The 15,655-nt window shown below is 58.5% G+C and carries 15 protein-coding genes and 5 tRNA genes; 14 read left to right on the top strand and 6 right to left on the bottom strand.

Annotated features, from left to right (window positions below):
• Window positions 1–30: 30 nt before the first annotated feature.
• Window positions 31–867: an LmeA family phospholipid-binding protein gene (locus QP922_RS06985; protein WP_284808568.1), complete on the bottom strand. Its 837-nt coding sequence runs from the start codon at window positions 865–867 to the stop codon at window positions 31–33.
• Window positions 868–900: 33 nt separating this feature from the next.
• Between QP922_RS06985 and mshD the strand changes: the two genes are divergently transcribed.
• The 5 genes from mshD to pstB all read left to right on the top strand — a co-directional run bounded on the left by mshD (window position 901) and on the right by pstB (window position 6,041).
• Window positions 901–1,836, top strand: coding sequence for a mycothiol synthase (mshD, locus tag QP922_RS06980; protein ID WP_284808566.1), 936 nt, complete (start codon window positions 901–903; stop codon window positions 1,834–1,836).
• A gap of 174 nt (window positions 1,837–2,010) precedes the next feature.
• Window positions 2,011–3,120, top strand: a complete 1,110-nt coding sequence (pstS, locus tag QP922_RS06975) for a phosphate ABC transporter substrate-binding protein PstS (protein ID WP_070672359.1) — start codon at window positions 2,011–2,013, stop codon at window positions 3,118–3,120.
• Between the two features lie 123 nt (window positions 3,121–3,243).
• Entirely contained in the window at window positions 3,244–4,290 is a 1,047-nt protein-coding gene (gene pstC / locus QP922_RS06970; RefSeq protein ID WP_070672356.1) for a phosphate ABC transporter permease subunit PstC, read from the top strand.
• A 13-nt stretch (window positions 4,291–4,303) separates the two neighbouring features.
• Complete coding sequence (gene pstA, locus QP922_RS06965; protein ID WP_070672353.1) at window positions 4,304–5,215, top strand: phosphate ABC transporter permease PstA; 912 nt, start codon at window positions 4,304–4,306, stop codon at window positions 5,213–5,215.
• Between the two features lie 52 nt (window positions 5,216–5,267).
• Complete coding sequence (pstB, locus tag QP922_RS06960; protein ID WP_204099573.1) at window positions 5,268–6,041, top strand: phosphate ABC transporter ATP-binding protein PstB; 774 nt, start codon at window positions 5,268–5,270, stop codon at window positions 6,039–6,041.
• A gap of 123 nt (window positions 6,042–6,164) precedes the next feature.
• Here the strand turns inward: pstB and phoU are convergent, their stop codons facing one another.
• On the bottom strand, window positions 6,165–6,893 hold the full coding sequence (gene phoU / locus QP922_RS06955) for a phosphate signaling complex protein PhoU (protein WP_070672346.1): 729 nt from the start codon (window positions 6,891–6,893) through the stop codon (window positions 6,165–6,167).
• 93 nt (window positions 6,894–6,986) lie between these two features.
• Entirely contained in the window at window positions 6,987–8,132 is a 1,146-nt protein-coding gene (gene dusB, locus QP922_RS06950) for a tRNA dihydrouridine synthase DusB (protein WP_284808565.1), read from the bottom strand.
• A 214-nt stretch (window positions 8,133–8,346) separates the two neighbouring features.
• Here dusB and scpC point away from each other — a divergent pair, with 214 nt between their 5' ends.
• Window positions 8,347–9,849, top strand: a complete 1,503-nt coding sequence (gene scpC / locus QP922_RS06945; protein WP_284808564.1) for a succinyl-CoA:acetate CoA-transferase ScpC — start codon at window positions 8,347–8,349, stop codon at window positions 9,847–9,849.
• A 117-nt stretch (window positions 9,850–9,966) separates the two neighbouring features.
• Window positions 9,967–10,039, top strand: a tRNA-Lys gene (locus QP922_RS06940).
• Window positions 10,040–10,118: 79 nt separating this feature from the next.
• Here QP922_RS06940 and QP922_RS06935 read toward each other — a convergent pair.
• Window positions 10,119–10,451: a metal-sensitive transcriptional regulator gene (locus tag QP922_RS06935; protein ID WP_070672337.1), complete on the bottom strand. Its 333-nt coding sequence runs from the start codon at window positions 10,449–10,451 to the stop codon at window positions 10,119–10,121.
• Between the two features lie 84 nt (window positions 10,452–10,535).
• Here QP922_RS06935 and QP922_RS06930 point away from each other — a divergent pair.
• The 5 genes from QP922_RS06930 to QP922_RS06910 all read left to right on the top strand — a co-directional run bounded on the left by QP922_RS06930 (window position 10,536) and on the right by QP922_RS06910 (window position 11,578).
• Window positions 10,536–10,611, top strand: a tRNA-Glu gene (locus QP922_RS06930).
• 34 nt (window positions 10,612–10,645) lie between these two features.
• Window positions 10,646–10,722 (top strand) — tRNA-Asp (locus QP922_RS06925).
• 309 nt (window positions 10,723–11,031) lie between these two features.
• Window positions 11,032–11,105, top strand: a tRNA-Asp gene (locus QP922_RS06920).
• 21 nt (window positions 11,106–11,126) lie between these two features.
• Window positions 11,127–11,199 (top strand) — tRNA-Phe (locus QP922_RS06915).
• A gap of 76 nt (window positions 11,200–11,275) precedes the next feature.
• Window positions 11,276–11,578, top strand: a complete 303-nt coding sequence (locus tag QP922_RS06910; protein ID WP_070672334.1) for a GNAT family N-acetyltransferase — start codon at window positions 11,276–11,278, stop codon at window positions 11,576–11,578.
• On the opposite strand, the gene epsC is transcribed toward QP922_RS06910, so the two are convergent.
• Both epsC and cysK read right to left on the bottom strand, forming a co-directional pair.
• Complete coding sequence (gene epsC, locus QP922_RS06905) at window positions 11,575–12,138, bottom strand: serine O-acetyltransferase EpsC (protein ID WP_284808561.1); 564 nt, start codon at window positions 12,136–12,138, stop codon at window positions 11,575–11,577. The two genes, QP922_RS06910 and epsC, sit on opposite strands and share 4 nt — an antisense overlap.
• Window positions 12,139–12,206: 68 nt before the next feature.
• Window positions 12,207–13,145: a cysteine synthase A gene (gene cysK, locus QP922_RS06900; protein WP_502869594.1), complete on the bottom strand. Its 939-nt coding sequence runs from the start codon at window positions 13,143–13,145 to the stop codon at window positions 12,207–12,209.
• 252 nt (window positions 13,146–13,397) lie between these two features.
• On the opposite strand from cysK, the gene ramA reads away from it, so the two are divergent.
• Window positions 13,398–14,237: an acetate metabolism transcriptional regulator RamA gene (gene ramA / locus QP922_RS06895; protein ID WP_039676486.1), complete on the top strand. Its 840-nt coding sequence runs from the start codon at window positions 13,398–13,400 to the stop codon at window positions 14,235–14,237.
• Between the two features lie 21 nt (window positions 14,238–14,258).
• Window positions 14,259–15,527 carry a UDP-N-acetylglucosamine 1-carboxyvinyltransferase gene (murA, locus tag QP922_RS06890; protein ID WP_070672426.1) on the top strand — a complete coding sequence of 423 codons (1,269 nt, stop codon included), beginning with the start codon at window positions 14,259–14,261 and terminating at the stop codon, window positions 15,525–15,527.
• Window positions 15,528–15,655 lie beyond the last annotated feature (128 nt).

Genomic DNA, 15,655 nt, shown 5'->3' with positions numbered 1-15,655 from the left:
CCCGTCCTGTGGGGCGCAAGCGTCTGCCAGTTAGTTTTGACGCCAGCTGGGAGGCGTCGTCGGCGCACTGCCCACCTCGTTGGCAGTGTCTTGGGCCTTCTGTGCGGCGTCTTCCACGGCCTTCTCCTCTGAACCGTCGATTTCGAGAGGTGAGAGTTGCGTGGTTTTGAGCGTGATGTTGCGGCGCTGTACCTCGAAGGAAATGGAACCGCCGTGCAGTTTTACCGAGGTGGCTTGCGAAGGTAGCGGCAGTTCGCGCGTGTCCAGCACCAAGCTGAAGGCCTTCTGGAGGCGTTCATCGTTCGTGCCGTAGACGCTCATACGGAACTCTGGGCCCACGAGCCGCAGCGTGACGGTAGCGGTCGATTTGCTGGTATCCCCTGGAAGCGTGCCGGTCAGCTCCGCTTCGGCGGACAGACCACCGGTAGGGGACATGTCATCCGGATTGGCAATGGACAAGTCCGTAATTCCCAGCAAGCGGCCGAGCGCGACGCCATCGAGACTGATGCTACGTGTGTACGTCGAGACGGGTGAGCCCTCAAGATCGCCGTTAAAGAGCTGCTCGGGGCGAATGGTGATATCACGCAGGGTGGTTGAGGCATTGACCATGCCCAGCTTGGGTACCTCGACGTCGGAGGAGTTGACCTCGATGTAGGGGATCTCTTTGGTGAGCGCCGCGGCGGTAAAAGGCACACCACCAATGAAGACGTCCGGGGTATTCTCCAACTGCGAGCTAGCCTTAGCTTTTTGGGCCACGGTGTGTTCCGCATGCATGGCCACTGCAGAATCCGCCAGCCACGTAGTCAACACCACGCCTGCCACGACGGCGAGGCGCACGACGGTGCGGCTGAGATGGATGACGGTCACCCCTCTATTTCTACCGCACGTAGGCTGGGAACCATGAATATTGAAACCCGTACCTTGCCGCAGCGTCCCGACCTCGCGGAGCAGGTGGCGCGGCTTGCACAGAACGCCGCTGCCCACGATGGTATCGACCCGCTTTCGGAGCAGTTCCTCCTTGGGCTGCGCGATGCCCGCCTGGGCCATGAGCACCTGCTCGCCAGGGTTGGTGAGGACATTGTAGGCGTGGCCGCACGTGATGGCGACCAGGTAGAGCTCGTCGTTTCTCCCGACCATCGGCGAGCAGGGGTGGGACAGGCGCTTTACGACGTCCTCCCGGCCCACCCACACCTGTGGGCACACGGCAATTTCCCCGCCGCACAAGCACTGGCGAAGAAGAATGGGATGGACGTTGTCAGGCGCCTGCTCGTCATGGCTATTGACGGTGATGCGCTGCGTGACGCTGCCGGGCACCCCTCGCTGGAGGAAGGGCTGGACATCCTGTCCTATGCCGAGTCAGTCGAGCGCTTCGACCGTGCACGCGTGGAAGAAGAGTGGGTACGCGTAAACAATGAGGCTTTTTCCTGGCATCCGGAGCAGGGCGGCTGGGACATCGAGCGCCTACATCGCGGCATGGAGGCCGAGTGGTTTGACCCGGCTGATGTCCTTTTCCTGTGGGCTGGCATCGGTGGTAGCGATGAGAGTGCCGTACCTGATCGCGCTGGAGCGACAATGGCGGGATTCCACTGGCTTAAATGGCATACCGAAGAGGATTCTGCATTCGGTGAGGTCTATGTGGTGGGATTGGCGGAAGCTTTCCGCGGACGCCGGCTGGGTGGTCCGCTTCTGAGCGCTGGGCTGCAGCGTATGGTGGACAAAGGCGCTGAGAAGGTAATTCTTTATGTCGAGGCAGACAACGAGCCAGCTGTTAAGGCCTACGAGAGGCTTGGCTTTTTCATCGCTGAGGAGCACTGCGTCTGGGCTAAAAGTGACTAGTCTCACGGGCTTTTGGTACAAGTTAACCGATTGTTCACCTCTAGATCCTTGTGTGGTTAACCCACTCGGGATACCTTTACGTTTCGTGAGTTAATCGTGCTCGCCTTGTAGATGGGGTGGAGGGCGATTTCCTCGGACAATCATTCTCTTGTATCCACACCGGAAAGGTTTCCCGTGATTCGCAACTTCAAGCGCACCGCTGCAATCTTCGGCATCGTTGCCGCTACCTCCACTGCTCTCGTCGCCTGCTCTGAATCCAACGACTCTGGCTCTTCCGAGGGCGGCTCTGAGGGTTCTGACGTCTCCGGCGAGCTCGTCGGTGACGGCGCTTCCTCCCAGCAGAATGCAATGTCTTACTTCCAGACTGCATTCTCTGAGGATCACCCGAACGCTTCCCTGTCCTACAACGCTTCCGGCTCCGGCGCTGGCGTTGAGGCTTTCACCAACGGCCAGGCTGACTTCGCTGGTTCCGACTCCGCTCTGAAGGAAGACGAGGGCGAGGTTGAGGCTGCTGCTGAGCGCTGTGGCGGCAACGAGGCATGGCACCTGCCGACCACCATCGGTCCGGTTGCTATCGCGTACAACCTCGAGGGCACCGAGATTAACCTCTCCACCAAGACCCTGGCCAAGATCTTCAAGGGTGACATCACCAAGTGGAACGATAAGGCAATCGCTGCTGACAACGAGGGCACCGACCTGCCGGACGAGGACATCACCGTCATCTTCCGCTCCGATGAGTCCGGTACCTCCGCTAACTTCCAGAAGTTCCTGAAGGCCGCTACCGGCGACTGGGACAGCGAGGGCAAGCAGTTCCCGGATGCAGTTGGTGAGGGTGCAAACGGCTCCGCTGGTGTTGCTGACCAGGTTGCGAACATCAAGGGCGCTATCACTTACGTTGAGGCCGGCTTCGCCGACCAGAAAGAAGCAGCCGGCGTTCAGAAGGCTAAGATCGACTTCGGCCACGGCCCGGTTGAGCTGAACACCGAGTCCGTCAACGTTGCTCTGGAGAACCTGGAGTTCAAGAAGACCGAGTCCGAGCACAACATGGTTGTTGACTCCGACGCTCTGTTCTCTTCCGATGACGAGGGCGCATACCCGCTCATCCTGACCACCTACAACATCGTTTGCTCCGCTGGTTACGATGAGGAGACCTCCGCTCTGGTCAAGGCCTTCTTCACCACCGTCCTGGATCACCAGGATGACCAGCTCGCTGCTCAGGGCTTCATCCCGGTTGAGGGTGCACACCTGGACAAGCTGAAGGCTGCTGTTGACGCTCTGCAGTAAGCGCTAGAGCTTCACAAAGCTAAATATCTCTCGCCCCCACTGCCGCACTCGATTCGCGCTTTGGGGGCGCAGGTATGTAATGACAATTTCCATTCTTAACGCTGAAAAGGATTAGAACGTCTCATGGCAGACAATAATCTCACCACGGCGCCAGAGCAGACGGAGCTTTCCGTCTCCGCTGCTGAGCGGCTTAATACCGGCGGATCCGAAGAACTTGCCACGGCTGACTCCGGAAGTGGAGTTAAGCGGCCAGGCGACCGAGTCTTCGAATTCCTGTCTTCTGCTTCGGCTACTTTGATCACCGTCATGATTGCTGCCATTGCAGGCTTCCTGCTGTGGCGTGCCGTGCCTGCTTTGGGCGTTAACGACGGTGGCATCATGGGCTTCTTTACCTACGGTGGCCGCTGGGAGACCAACGATACTTCCGCGATGAAGTTCGGTATCCCGACCATGTTCGGCACCACGGTGCTCATCTCCGTCTTCGCCCTGCTGCTGGCTATGCCGGTCGCGTTGGCGATTGCCATCTTCCTGTCCAATTACGCACCTGCACGTATGGTTAAGCCACTGGGCTTCCTCGTGGATATGCTCGCCGCGGTCCCGTCCATTGTTTATGGTCTGTGGGGCTGGCAGGTCCTCGGCCCAGCGCTCTCCGGTTTCTACTCGTGGCTGGAGTCCTGGGCCGGTGGGTTCTTTCTCTTCACCGTCTTCGACAACTCGCCGTCGTTTGCTACCGGCCGTAACCTCTTCACCGGTGGCATCGTGCTGGCCGTGATGATTCTTCCGATTATCGCCGCTACGGCGCGTGAGGTCTTCGTCCAGACCCCTCCTGGTCAGATTGAGTCCGCTTTGGCGCTAGGCGCCACCCGCTGGGAAGTTATCCGCATGACGGTGCTGCCTTTCGGTATGTCCGGCTACATCGCTGGTTCCATGCTCGGTCTCGGTCGTGCATTGGGTGAGACCATGGCTCTGTACATGGTTGTCTCCCCGCTGGTGGACTTCCGCTTCTCGCTCTTCGACGGCGGTACGACCTTCGCCATGGCCATCGCCCTGGCATCCGCAGAGTTCGGTAACCAGATGCGCGCAGGTGCTTACATCGCCGCCGGCCTCATGCTGTTCTTGCTGACCTTCGTGGTCAACGCCATTGCCCGCGCCATCGTGAAGAAGAAGTAGGGAGGAGGACACAATGACTACTACTGCTAACGCCAAGCCTGCCTCCGCAGGCGCTACCTTCCTTGATATTTCGGCTTCCCGAAAAGCCACCAACACCATTGCCACCGTCGTGGTGTGGGGGGCCATGATTCTTGCCATGGTCCCTCTGGTCTGGGTTCTGTGGGAGCTCTTCGCCCGTGGCAGCGGCATCATCTTCAACGCTGATTGGTGGACCGCGTCCCAGCGCGGCATCATGAACAGTGCTGAAGGCGGCGGTGCTGCTCACGCCATCATCGGTACCTTCATCCAGACCATCCTGGCCTCCGTCATCTCCATCCCGATTGGTATCTTCACCGCTATCTACTTGGTGGAGTACTCCAAGGGTGGATGGCTCGGCCGTACCACCACCTTCATGGTGGACATCCTGTCCGGTGTGCCGTCCATCGTTGCTGCGCTGTTCATCTTCGCTATGTGGATTACGCTCTTCGGCTTTGGCCGCTCCGGCTTCGCCGTGGCGCTTTCCTTGGTGCTGCTGATGATTCCTATCGTGGTGCGTAACACCGAGGAGATGCTCCGCGTGGTTCCTATGGACCTGCGTGAAGCCTCCTATGCGTTGGGTGTTCCGAAGTGGAAGACCATTGCTCGCATCGTCCTGCCGACCGCTCTGTCCGGCATCGTTACCGGTATCATGCTCGCAATTGCGCGTGTGATGGGTGAGTCTTCTCCGGTGCTGGTCCTTGTTGGTTCCTCCTCCATCATCAACTGGGATGCGTTCAAGGGCTCGCAGTCCTCGCTGCCGCTGATGATGTTGGATATGTACAAGGCCGGCGCACAACCGGCCGTCCTGGATAAGCTCTGGGGTGCAGCGCTGACGCTGGTTATCCTCATTGCCATCCTCAACATCGCGGCCCGAATCATCTCCGCGAAGTTCTCGGTCAAGAAATAGATCGCCGTAACATTCGATTCCGCCATACATTCTTAAGAGGAGAAACTCCCTAATGTCTAAGCTCGCGCTCAATGACGTGAACATCTACTACGGCGACTTCCACGCCGTGCAGAACGTCAACATGCAGATCCCTGCCAAGGCCGTTACCGCGTTCATTGGCCCGTCCGGCTGCGGTAAGTCCACCGTTCTGCGCACCCTGAACCGTATGCACGAGGTCATCCCTGGTGCCTCCGTCAAGGGTGAAATCCTGTTGGACGGCCAGAACATCTACGGCCCCAAGGTTGACCCGGTGTCCGTGCGTAACACCATCGGCATGGTCTTCCAGAAGGCAAACCCGTTCCCAACCATGTCCATTGAGGACAACGTGGTCGCTGGCCTGAAGCTGTCTGGTGAAAAGAACAAGAAGAAGCTCAAGGAAGTTGCTGAGAAGTCCCTGCGCGGCGCAAACCTCTGGGACGAGGTGAAGGACCGACTGGACAAGCCGGGCGGCGGCCTCTCCGGTGGTCAGCAGCAGCGTCTGTGCATCGCTCGTGCGATTGCCGTGGAGCCGGAGGTTCTCCTCATGGATGAGCCGTGCTCCGCGCTCGACCCGATTTCCACCCTGGCTGTGGAGGACCTCATCCACGAGCTGAAGGAGAACTTCACCATCGTTATCGTGACCCACAACATGCAGCAGGCAGCTCGTGTGTCCGATAAGACTGGCTTCTTCTCCCTCGAGGCCACCGGTAAGCCGGGCCACCTCGTGGAGTTCGACGAGACCACCAAGATCTTCGAGAATCCTTCCAAGAAGGAGACCGAGGACTACATCTCCGGCCGCTTCGGCTAAACCGTAGAGAGTCGCTCTACCAAGTCTGCCCCTCCCAGACCTTTCGGTCTGGGAGGGGCAGACTTGTTTAAAGGGGAAGCCGAACTCAGCATGCAGGCGGGGCGCGCGGTGGGGTGGTGCGCCTTAGCGGTGGAACTGACGCTCCAACTCAGCCATGCGGGCTTCCATCTCGGCCTCGCGCTGTTCTTCATCGCGTTTGTGCATATAGCGCTGCGGGTCCAAGCCAGTGGCTAGGTAAATGATGCGGCCGGCGGCGGAAGAACAATGGTCTGCGAAGCGCTCGTAGTAGCGGGAAAGCTGTGCGGTTTCCACTGCCTGGCGCACAGTGCCCTTCCACTCGCGCTGGGTAAGCATCCGCAACAGATGCTGGTTGATATCATCAACCGCGTCATCATCTTCCTTGAGACGCAGAGCCAGATCCGGGTCACGTGTAATAAGGAGATCTTTCAGTCCCATGGACATATCCAGCACGAGGCGCGCGTACTCTTCGAAGAAGCCAAGGATATCCGCCGGAACGACAATCTCCGGGTGGCGGCGGCGCGCACTCGTGGCAATGTGCTGGGCCAAGCGGCCCATGCGGTAGTAGTCCTCCACGATATAGATCGAGGAGATCACTTGGCGCAAGTCTTTCGCCATGGGGTTCTCAAGGGCCAGAAGGGACACAGCGCGGTCTTTGCAGCGCTCACGGACCTCATCGAGTTCTTCACGCAACGAGACGGCCTCCTCGGCCGGCTGGAGGGCGCCCTCCAGCAACGCCTGAGAGGCGAGGGTCATAAGCTTATGGACGGTATCGCTCATAATGATGAGGTCATGGGCGAAATTATCCAGTTGTTCACGGTAGGCTGCGCGCATGTCTGCTAGACTACTTTATCTTTTGGTCTAGCGCGCGTTGAGAATCAGTCAAACGATAAAAATCTTGGACTGGTTCCTCTGCCTCGAAAGAACTTAGCCGCCGGAGTGCATCAGCTCCGCGCCCTCGGGCACCGTGGCATCTTCTGGATCATCCAGCCAGCCTTCGGGGAGGACCACCTTGGCGGGGGAACCCTGGCGGCCACGGGCGCCATCGGCGTCGTCGGCAAGCGCAGGCGAACCTGCCCACGGCGCGAGCAATTCACGCAGATCGTCGAGAGAATTGACGCGGGAGAGACCTGCACGGACTTCTCCACCGACGGGGAAGCCGCGCAGATACCAGCCGATATGCTTGCGAATATCGCGGCTGGCCTGGCGCTCACCTTCATGCTGAGCCAAGAGCTCCGCATGGCGCGTCATAATGCGCGTGACCTCACCCAGCGTGGGTTCGGAAGGGACTGGCTCGCCGCGCAGGTGCGCGGATAGCTCGGCAAAGAGCCAAGGGCGGCCCAAACAGCCGCGGCCAACCACGACGCCATCGCAGCCGGTCTGCTCCATCATGGCGTGGGCATCAGTGGCCTTGAAAATGTCGCCATTGCCCAGCACCGGGATACCGGTGTCAGCAAGATGCTCCTTAAGACGCGCAATCTCATTCCAATCCGCATGACCGGAATAACGCTGCGCAGCGGTGCGGCCGTGGAGCGCGACTGCCGACGCCCCCTCTTCCACCGCAATGCGTCCCGCATCGAGGTGTGTGTGGTGCTCATCATCGATGCCCACACGCATCTTGACGGTGACCGGAATGTCGGTACCTTCGGTGGCTTTGACTGCGGCCGCCACGATATTGCCAAAGAGGCGGCGCTTATACGGCAGGGCAGAACCACCACCTCGGCGCGTGACTTTGGGGACCGGGCAACCAAAGTTCATATCGATGTGATCTGCCAGGTTCTCATCCACGATCATTTTTGCTGCTTTATACGTGTACTCCGGGTCCACCGTGTACAGCTGCAGGGAGCGTGGGTTCTCCTGCGGATCGAAGGTGGTCATGTGGATGGTCTTTGGGTTGCGCTCGACAAGGGCACGCGCCGTGACCATCTCACAGACGTAGAGACCGGACACCGTGCCGGTCTTTTCGATTTCTTGCTCGCGGCACAGCACACGAAAAGCCACGTTGGTCACGCCAGCCATGGGGGCGAGAACAACGGGGGAGTTGAGCTGAATTTTTCCGATTGCAAGAGTCACGTCGCTCATTGTGCGCGGTGAGGGGGTGGGGTAGCAAATTGAGCGTGTGCTGCCACGGGTAGCGCTGACTGTATGTGGGGAACGGGGATAGAGAGGGGGTGCACAGTTTTGCAAAGAGTGCGGTAAACTCTCCACGCATTCGCTAATGTGGTGTATGTAACTAAGTGAAAGGGGCCGTAACCTAGGCCCTTTTTCGTACATAAAGGAGGATTTAATGTCTGAGAGAATCGCGTACGCACCGTTTGAGAAGCTTGTTATGAGCGCCGACGAAGCTGCAAAGTTTGTCAATCATGGTGACCGCGTAGGTATCTCCGGCTTTACCGGTGCTGGCTACCCCAAGGCCCTGCCTACTGCTATCGCTGAGAAGGCCAAGGCCGCTCACGAGGCGGGCGAGGAGTTTAAGATCGACGTATTCTCCGGCGCCTCCACCGCTCCGGACTGTGATGGCGTGCTGGCAGAGGCCAACGCCATTCGCTTCCGCTCTCCGTACAACTCGGACCCGGCGCTGCGTAACCGCTTTAACGACGGCTCCGCTCTCTACCAAGACATCCACCTTTCTCACTCTGGACAGCAGGTTGAAGAGGGCTTCTACGGTGATTTCCAGGTAGCGATTATTGAGGCGGTCCGTATTGATGAGAACGGCAACATCGTTCCGTCTTCCGCTGTGGGCAACAACCTCGAGTACATCGAGGCAGCGGACAAGATCATCATTGAGGTCAACGAGTGGCAGTCCGAGAACCTCGAGGGCATGCACGATATCTACAAGATTGAGAAGCTGCCGAATCGTCAGCCGATTCCGATCACCAAGCCGGCTGACCGCGTGGGTACCACTTACATTGAGATTCCGGAAGAGAAGGTCGTGGCCGTGGTCAAGACCAACGCTCCGGACCGTAACGCTCCGTTCAAGGCTCCGGATGAGGTCTCTGAGAAGATTGCCGCGAACTTCATCGAATTCCTCGAGGGTGAGGTTGCCGCTGGCCGTCTCGAGTACGACAAGTTCATCATGCAGTCCGGCGTGGGTAACGTTCCGAATGCCGTGATGGCTGGCCTGCTGGATTCCAAGTTCGAGAACATTCAGGCCTACACCGAGGTTATCCAGGACGGCATGCTTGATCTTATCGACGCCGGCAAGATGACCGTCGCCTCCGCTACCTCCTTCGCGCTGTCCCCGGAGTACGCGGACAAGATGAATGCTGAGGCAGAGCGCTACGCCAAGCACATCATCCTGCGCCCGCAGCAGGTATCGAACCACCCGGAGGTTATCCGCCGCGTGGGCCTGATTTCCTCTAATGGCATGATTGAGGCCGATATCTACGGCAACATCAACTCCACCAACGTCTCTGGCTCCCGCATCATGAACGGTACCGGCGGCTCCGGTGACTTCACCCGCAACGCTTACATCTCCACCTTCGTCTCCCCGTCGGTGGCCAAAGATGGTGCAATCTCCGCCATCGTGCCGTTCGTGTCCCACACCGACCACACGGAGCACGACACCATGGTTATCATCACCGAATACGGCGTTGCTGACCTTCGCGGCCTAGCTCCGAAGGAGCGCGTTGAGAAGGTCATTGCAGTGGCTCACCCGGACTACCGTCCGCTGCTGGAGGAGTACTTCGAGCGTGCCAAGTCCAACAAGTTCCAGCACACCCCGCACGATTTGAAGACCGCCTTCGAGTTCCAGGTGAACTTCATGGAGAAGGGTGACATGCGCGGCTAGTTCGCTCATCCTCCCCACGGCCTTTAGTGCCGGATACTGGCCCTCACCGCTTCAAACTGAACTAGGTGAGGGCTATTTTCTTTTCCAGAACCCCACCTACTACAATGTAGGAACGTTGGGCCTTTAGCTCAGCTGGTAGAGCTACGGACTTTTAATCCGCAGGTCGCGGGTTCGATCCCCGCAGGGCCCACAAAAAGAGCCGCCTTAGGGCGGCTCTTTTCTTTTGTGCTATTGGCTTCTGAGTCCCTCGCTGGATTCTTGACTCGGGGTTAGCTCTTGACGAGCTTCCTAATGGCCCTCATGGCCTCCTCAAGCTTCTCTGCGGCCTCGTGCTCGTCTTTGGCAGCAGCGCCGGCCACACAGTGCTCAATATGGTCCTCAAGGAGCGCAAGGGACACGTTTTCCAGCGCTGAAGTCACTGCCGAAATCTGCGTGATGATGTCAATGCAGTACTGGTCCTCATCGATCATGCGATGAATGCCACGAGTCTGCCCCTCGATGCGCTTGAGACGGGCAAGATACTTCCCTTTCTGTTCGCTATCGGAGTTATAGCCGTGCACTCCAGGCTCGTGACAGGAGCAGGTATCGTGCTGTTCAGCCATGGTTTTCTGCCTTTCTTCCGAGGCGATTTGGTTAAGTCGGGATATCTCCAGTATATTTTTACAAAGTTGCCTGAACGGCAACGGGCCCCCATCGTCTAGCGGCCTAGGACACCGCCCTTTCACGGCGGCGGCACGGGTTCGAATCCCGTTGGGGGTACCAACACCTCTGTGTTGGTACATAAAAGAATACGTATGGCCCTGTGGCGCAGTTGGTTAGCGCGCCGCCCTGTCACGGCGGAGGTCGCGGGTTCAAGTCCCGTCAGGGTCGCCATTTTCAAAAGGCCATTGTTACGCCCCGAAGCGTTGTTAAAGAAACAAGCTTCGGGGCGTTTCTCGTTGCTATGCCACCTTAAGTCATGGTTTCTAACCTTTAGGCCTAAACGACACAACGTGTTGTTTTGCCCTTCCGGACCACGGTTCCGAGAGTGAAGAGACTTATAGGTCTAGTGCGGATGACGAGGCTGCGATGAGGACGTTCAAACTTGCCTGAAAACTGGAGTTGACATGGTGATTTGGTGAGTTTCTGAACCGTTGTGTAGAGTACTTATTCGTGCCCAGCGCACAAGAGATAATTAAAAATGGCCCTGTGGCGCAGTTGGTTAGCGCGCCGCCCTGTCACGGCGGAGGTCGCGGGTTCAAGTCCCGTCAGGGTCGCCGAAGTCCCTTGTGGCTTCTGGCCAGATAGCTCAGTCGGTAGAGCACACGCCTGAAAAGTGTGGGGTCGCCAGTTCGATCCTGGCTCTGGCCACAAGAGCAAACCCCCTCCAGTTCATTATGGAGGGGGTTCTTTTGTTTTAGGTTGTTGGAGGCCGCTTTTTGGTTTAATGGGCGCTATGACTACTTCAGTTGCGCACCAAACCGATCAATCCCGTTTCGTGATCACCGTTGATGGGGAAGAGGCGGGCTACGCCGAATACGCCGATACCGCAACAACACGCGAGTTCAACCACACCGTTATCCACGATGCCTTCCAAGGACAAGGTCTGTCGAAGACGCTCATTAAAGCAGCACTAGATGATGAATCGACGGCAGCCCGTCAAGTCATCCCTACCTGCAGTGCAGTGGCAGGGTTCATTGAGAAGAACCCTGACTACCAGCCGCTCACCACGCGTGAAGGCGCCCTCTAGATGTAGTAATCCGGGTCCACCAGCTTGATGCGCTCGTCCTTCTTGCGAGGACGGTTCTTAGCTGGGATACCCGTAGCGATGTGGTTCGGGGGCACATCTTTTGTCACCACGGCGTTAGCGCCTACTGCAGAGCCTTCGCCGATGGTGATGGGACCCAAGACCTTGGCGCCGGCGCCAATGGTCACGTTGTCCTCAATAGTGGGGTGGCGCTTGGTTTGTGTGAGCACCTGGCCGCCGAGGGTGACGCCGTGATAAAGCATGACACCGTCGCCGATTTCGGCGGTCTCACCGATGACGATTCCCATGCCGTGGTCGATGAAGAAGCGGCGTCCGATAGTGGCGCCGGGGTGGATTTCCACGCCGGTAAAGAAGCGATTCAGCTGCGCCAAAATGCGGGCCGGGCCGCGCCAACCGCGCTTCCACATGCGGTGGGAAAGGCGGTGTGACCAAATCGCGTGGAGACCGGAGTAGACCACAGCATTTTCCACGTCACCGCGGGCAGCTGGGTCGTGATCGCGGGCATTGTCAAGGTCCTCGCGGATCATCTTTAAGATGTGCATGCGAACCATCCTATCTATAAAGAAAAAGCGCCCTAGGAAAATAGGGCGCTTTTATTCGCTGGGTTCGGTTATGCCTCGCGGATGTCCTCGAAGAGGATGGTGGAGACGTAACGCTCGCCGAAATCTGGAGCAACGACCACGATGGTCTTGCCCTTGAATTCGTCACGAGCAGCCAGCTTCAGAGCAGCCGAGACGTTCGCACCGGAGGAGATACCGACCAGCAGGCCTTCCTCGGTAGCGAGCTTGCGGGCAGTGGACACGGACTCCTCGGTGGTAGCGGTAAGAACCTCGTTGAGGATCTCGCGGTCCAGAACCTCTGGCACGAAGTTGGCGCCAATGCCCTGAATCTTGTGTGGGCCGGCCTTGCCTTCGGAGAGAACCGGGGAGTCGGACGGCTCGACGGCAACGAGGTAGGTGTCGGCTTTCTGGGAACGCAGGTAGCGGCCCACACCGGTTACGGTGCCGCCCGTGCCCACGCCGGCAACGAAGGCATCAACCTTGCCCTCGGCGTCATTCCAGATCTCCGGGCCGGTGGTCTGCTCGTGGATCTTCGGGTTGGCCTCGTTTGCGAACTGGGAAGCCAGGATAGCGTTCGGGGTCTCGGCGATAATCTCGTTTGCCTTCTCGACGGCGCCCTTCATACCAGCAGCGCCCGGGGTGAGGACGATTTCAGCACCGTATGCGCGGAGCAGGACCTTGCGCTCGTTGGACATGGTCTCCGGCATGGTCAGGATCACCTTGTAACCCTGTGCGGCACCGACGAGTGCCAGGCCAATACCGGTGTTGCCGGAGGTGGCTTCAACGATGGTGCCGCCAGGCTTGAGCTGGCCGGATTCTACGGCGGCGTCGACAATCGCCTTGGCGATGCGGTCCTTCACGGAGTTGGCCGGGTTAAAGGACTCGACCTTTACCAGCACCTCAGCGTCGAGGCCCTCGGTAAGGCGGTTGAGGCGGACGAGCGGGGTGCCGCCGATGGTTTCCAGAATGTTGTTGTAGACAGCCACGATGTGGACTCCTTTGGAAATAAGTTCTGACTTACAGCAGACACCTTACACTCCGCTAGTAGACAAAGTGGTATATAAATTCTGGACAGAGCATTCGGGCATATGATGTGGGATTCTCAGACTGTGAGCTGCGTGGCGCGATTTAGAATTACCCCCGTCGGCCGGTTATACTTCACAAACAGTGTTCGCCTACCCCCGTTCGCAGCGGGGAATATGGGTGCACCTGCTGGTTACCCCCGAGTAAGAGAGAGTCTCATGGAGCCGCATCGACTCAAGGATGACGACGAGGCCGTACGCGCAGCGCTGTCGTCGTTGAAGACTGCTACGGGTATTCCCGTCACTATGTACGGAACCCTATTGCCGGATAATCGTTTGCAGATTACCCAGTGGGTAGGTCTGCGCACTCCGGCGCTACAGAACCTCGTGATTGACGCCAATGTGGGCGTTGGTGGGCGCGTGGTGAGCACGCGCCGCGCTGTCGGTGTTTCTGACTACACTCGTGCCACGACCATTAGTCATGAGAATGACCGCTATATCCAAGACGAGGGCCTGCACTCCATCGTCGCAGTTCCGGTCACTGTCCAACGTGAAATCCGCGGTGTCCTCTACGTCGGCGTTCACTCGCCGGTGCGTTTGGGTGACAAGGTGATTGAGGAAGTCACCATGACCGCTCGTTGTCTGGAGCAGGACCTTGCAGTGAATTCGGCTCTTCGCCGCGCTGATGGCGGAAAGGGCGGAGCCGCGCGTGGACACGTGATGAATGGCGCGGAGTGGGAACAGGTACGTTCTACTCACTCCAAGTTGCGCATGCTGGCTAACCGCGTCTCGGATGAGGATCTGCGTAAGGAACTCGAGGCTCTCTGTGACCAAATGGTCTCTCCGGTACGCGTCAAGCAGTCCACCAAGCTGTCTGCTCGCGAGCTCGATGTTCTGTCGTGCGTGGCACTCGGCCATACCAACGTGGAAGCCGCCGAGGAAATGGGAATCGGTGCTGAGACCGTGAAGTCTTATTTGCGCTCTGTGATGCGTAAACTTGGCGCTCATACCCGTTATGAAGCGGTGAATGCAGCTCGTCGTATCGGCGCGTTGCCCTGATTGTAGGTAAGTTGGGTGGGCGTGAAAGACCAATTTATTGTCTCCGGTGGGGCGCGCCTGCAGGGCACCGTCAAGGTGGACGGTGCCAAAAACAGTGTGCTGAAGCTTATGGCTGCGGCCTTGTTGGCGGAGGGCACCACCACGCTGACCAACTGTCCTGAGATTCTCGATGTCCCCCTGATGCGCAAGGTCCTCGAGGGCCTTGGATGCTCGGTGGAGATTGAGGGCCACACGGTGCGCATTACGACACCCGCCGAGCTCCATTCCAACGCTGACTTCGACGCGGTGCGCCAGTTTCGCGCTTCGGTCTGCGTGCTTGGCCCCTTGACCTCGCGATGTGGGCACGCCAAGGTGGCGCTCCCCGGCGGCGATGCTATCGGCTCCCGCCCGCTCGATATGCACCAATCTGGTCTCGAGAAGCTCGGTGCAAGTACCCGCATTGAGCATGGAGCTGTCGTGGCTGAAGCGGAGCACTTGCGCGGTGCCAGCATCAAACTCGACTTTCCTTCTGTGGGTGCGACCGAAAACATTCTTACTGCCGCTGTTCTTGCGGAGGGCGAAACTCAGTTACATAATGCCGCCCGCGAGCCGGAGATCGTGGACTTGTGCCTCATGCTCAAGGAGATGGGTGCTGATATCGAGGGTGAAGGTACGTCCACCATCACCATTAGGGGAGTGGAAAAGCTGTACCCGACTGAGCACGAGGTCATTGGTGACCGCATTGTTGCCGGCACCTGGGCCTACGCTGCTGTGATGACGCGGGGTGACATTACAGTTGGGGGCATTGCGCCAAAGCATCTGCACCTCCCGCTGGAAAAGCTCAAATCTGCCGGCGCCGAGATTGAGGCCTATGTCAACGGATTCCGCGTGCGCATGGACCGCCGTCCATCTGCCGTGGACTACCAGACCTTGCCGTACCCTGGCTTCCCCACGGATCTACAACCGATAGCCATCGGCCTTTCTTCTGTAGCGCAGGGAACCTCCATCATCACAGAGAATGTCTTCGAGTCTCGTTTCCGCTTTGTCGATGAGATGCTGCGCCTCGGTGCCGACGCGCAGGTTGACGGCCACCACGTGGTCATTCGTGGTCAAGAACGGCTGTCTTCCACTCATGTCTGGAGTTCCGACATTCGCGCCGGTGCCGGATTGGTCCTCTCCGCACTGTGCGCGGATGAGACAACAACGGTCCACGACGTCTTCCACATTGATCGCGGTTACCCGAACTTCGTGGAAAACCTTCAGGCCTTGGGCGCCACCATCGAGCGCACGCAAGAGGAAGAGCTCTACTAAGGAGCAGTGCTTGGCGACGTTTCCCTGGTCCAACGTGGTGGTTGTACTGGGGATTTGTTGTTTGTTGGGGGTGTGCGTATATTTATGCGAGTCGCCGCGAGGTAGCCGTGAGGTTAACTGGTGGTAGA

The sequence above is a fragment of the Corynebacterium sp. MSK218 genome (genome assembly GCF_030232655.1).
GTDB lineage: Bacteria > Actinomycetota > Actinomycetes > Mycobacteriales > Mycobacteriaceae > Corynebacterium.
This window is presented reverse-complemented; position numbering and strand designations above follow the sequence as displayed.

Excerpts from the sequence above, each read along its gene's own strand:
- phoU (WP_070672346.1), bottom strand. The coding sequence starts at position 6,893 with ATGCGCGCAGCCTACCGTGAACAACTGGATAATTTCGCCCATGACCTC.
- pstA (WP_070672353.1), top strand. The coding sequence starts at position 4,304 with ATGACTACTACTGCTAACGCCAAGCCTGCCTCCGCAGGCGCTACCTTC.
- scpC (WP_284808564.1), top strand. The coding sequence starts at position 8,347 with ATGTCTGAGAGAATCGCGTACGCACCGTTTGAGAAGCTTGTTATGAGC.
- epsC (WP_284808561.1), bottom strand. The coding sequence starts at position 12,138 with ATGCACATCTTAAAGATGATCCGCGAGGACCTTGACAATGCCCGCGAT.
- pstC (WP_070672356.1), top strand. The coding sequence starts at position 3,244 with ATGGCAGACAATAATCTCACCACGGCGCCAGAGCAGACGGAGCTTTCC.
- mshD (WP_284808566.1), top strand. The coding sequence starts at position 901 with ATGAATATTGAAACCCGTACCTTGCCGCAGCGTCCCGACCTCGCGGAG.
- pstB (WP_204099573.1), top strand. The coding sequence starts at position 5,268 with ATGTCTAAGCTCGCGCTCAATGACGTGAACATCTACTACGGCGACTTC.
- ramA (WP_039676486.1), top strand. The coding sequence starts at position 13,398 with ATGGAGCCGCATCGACTCAAGGATGACGACGAGGCCGTACGCGCAGCG.
- QP922_RS06910 (WP_070672334.1), top strand. The coding sequence starts at position 11,276 with ATGGGCGCTATGACTACTTCAGTTGCGCACCAAACCGATCAATCCCGT.
- QP922_RS06935 (WP_070672337.1), bottom strand. The coding sequence starts at position 10,451 with ATGGCTGAACAGCACGATACCTGCTCCTGTCACGAGCCTGGAGTGCAC.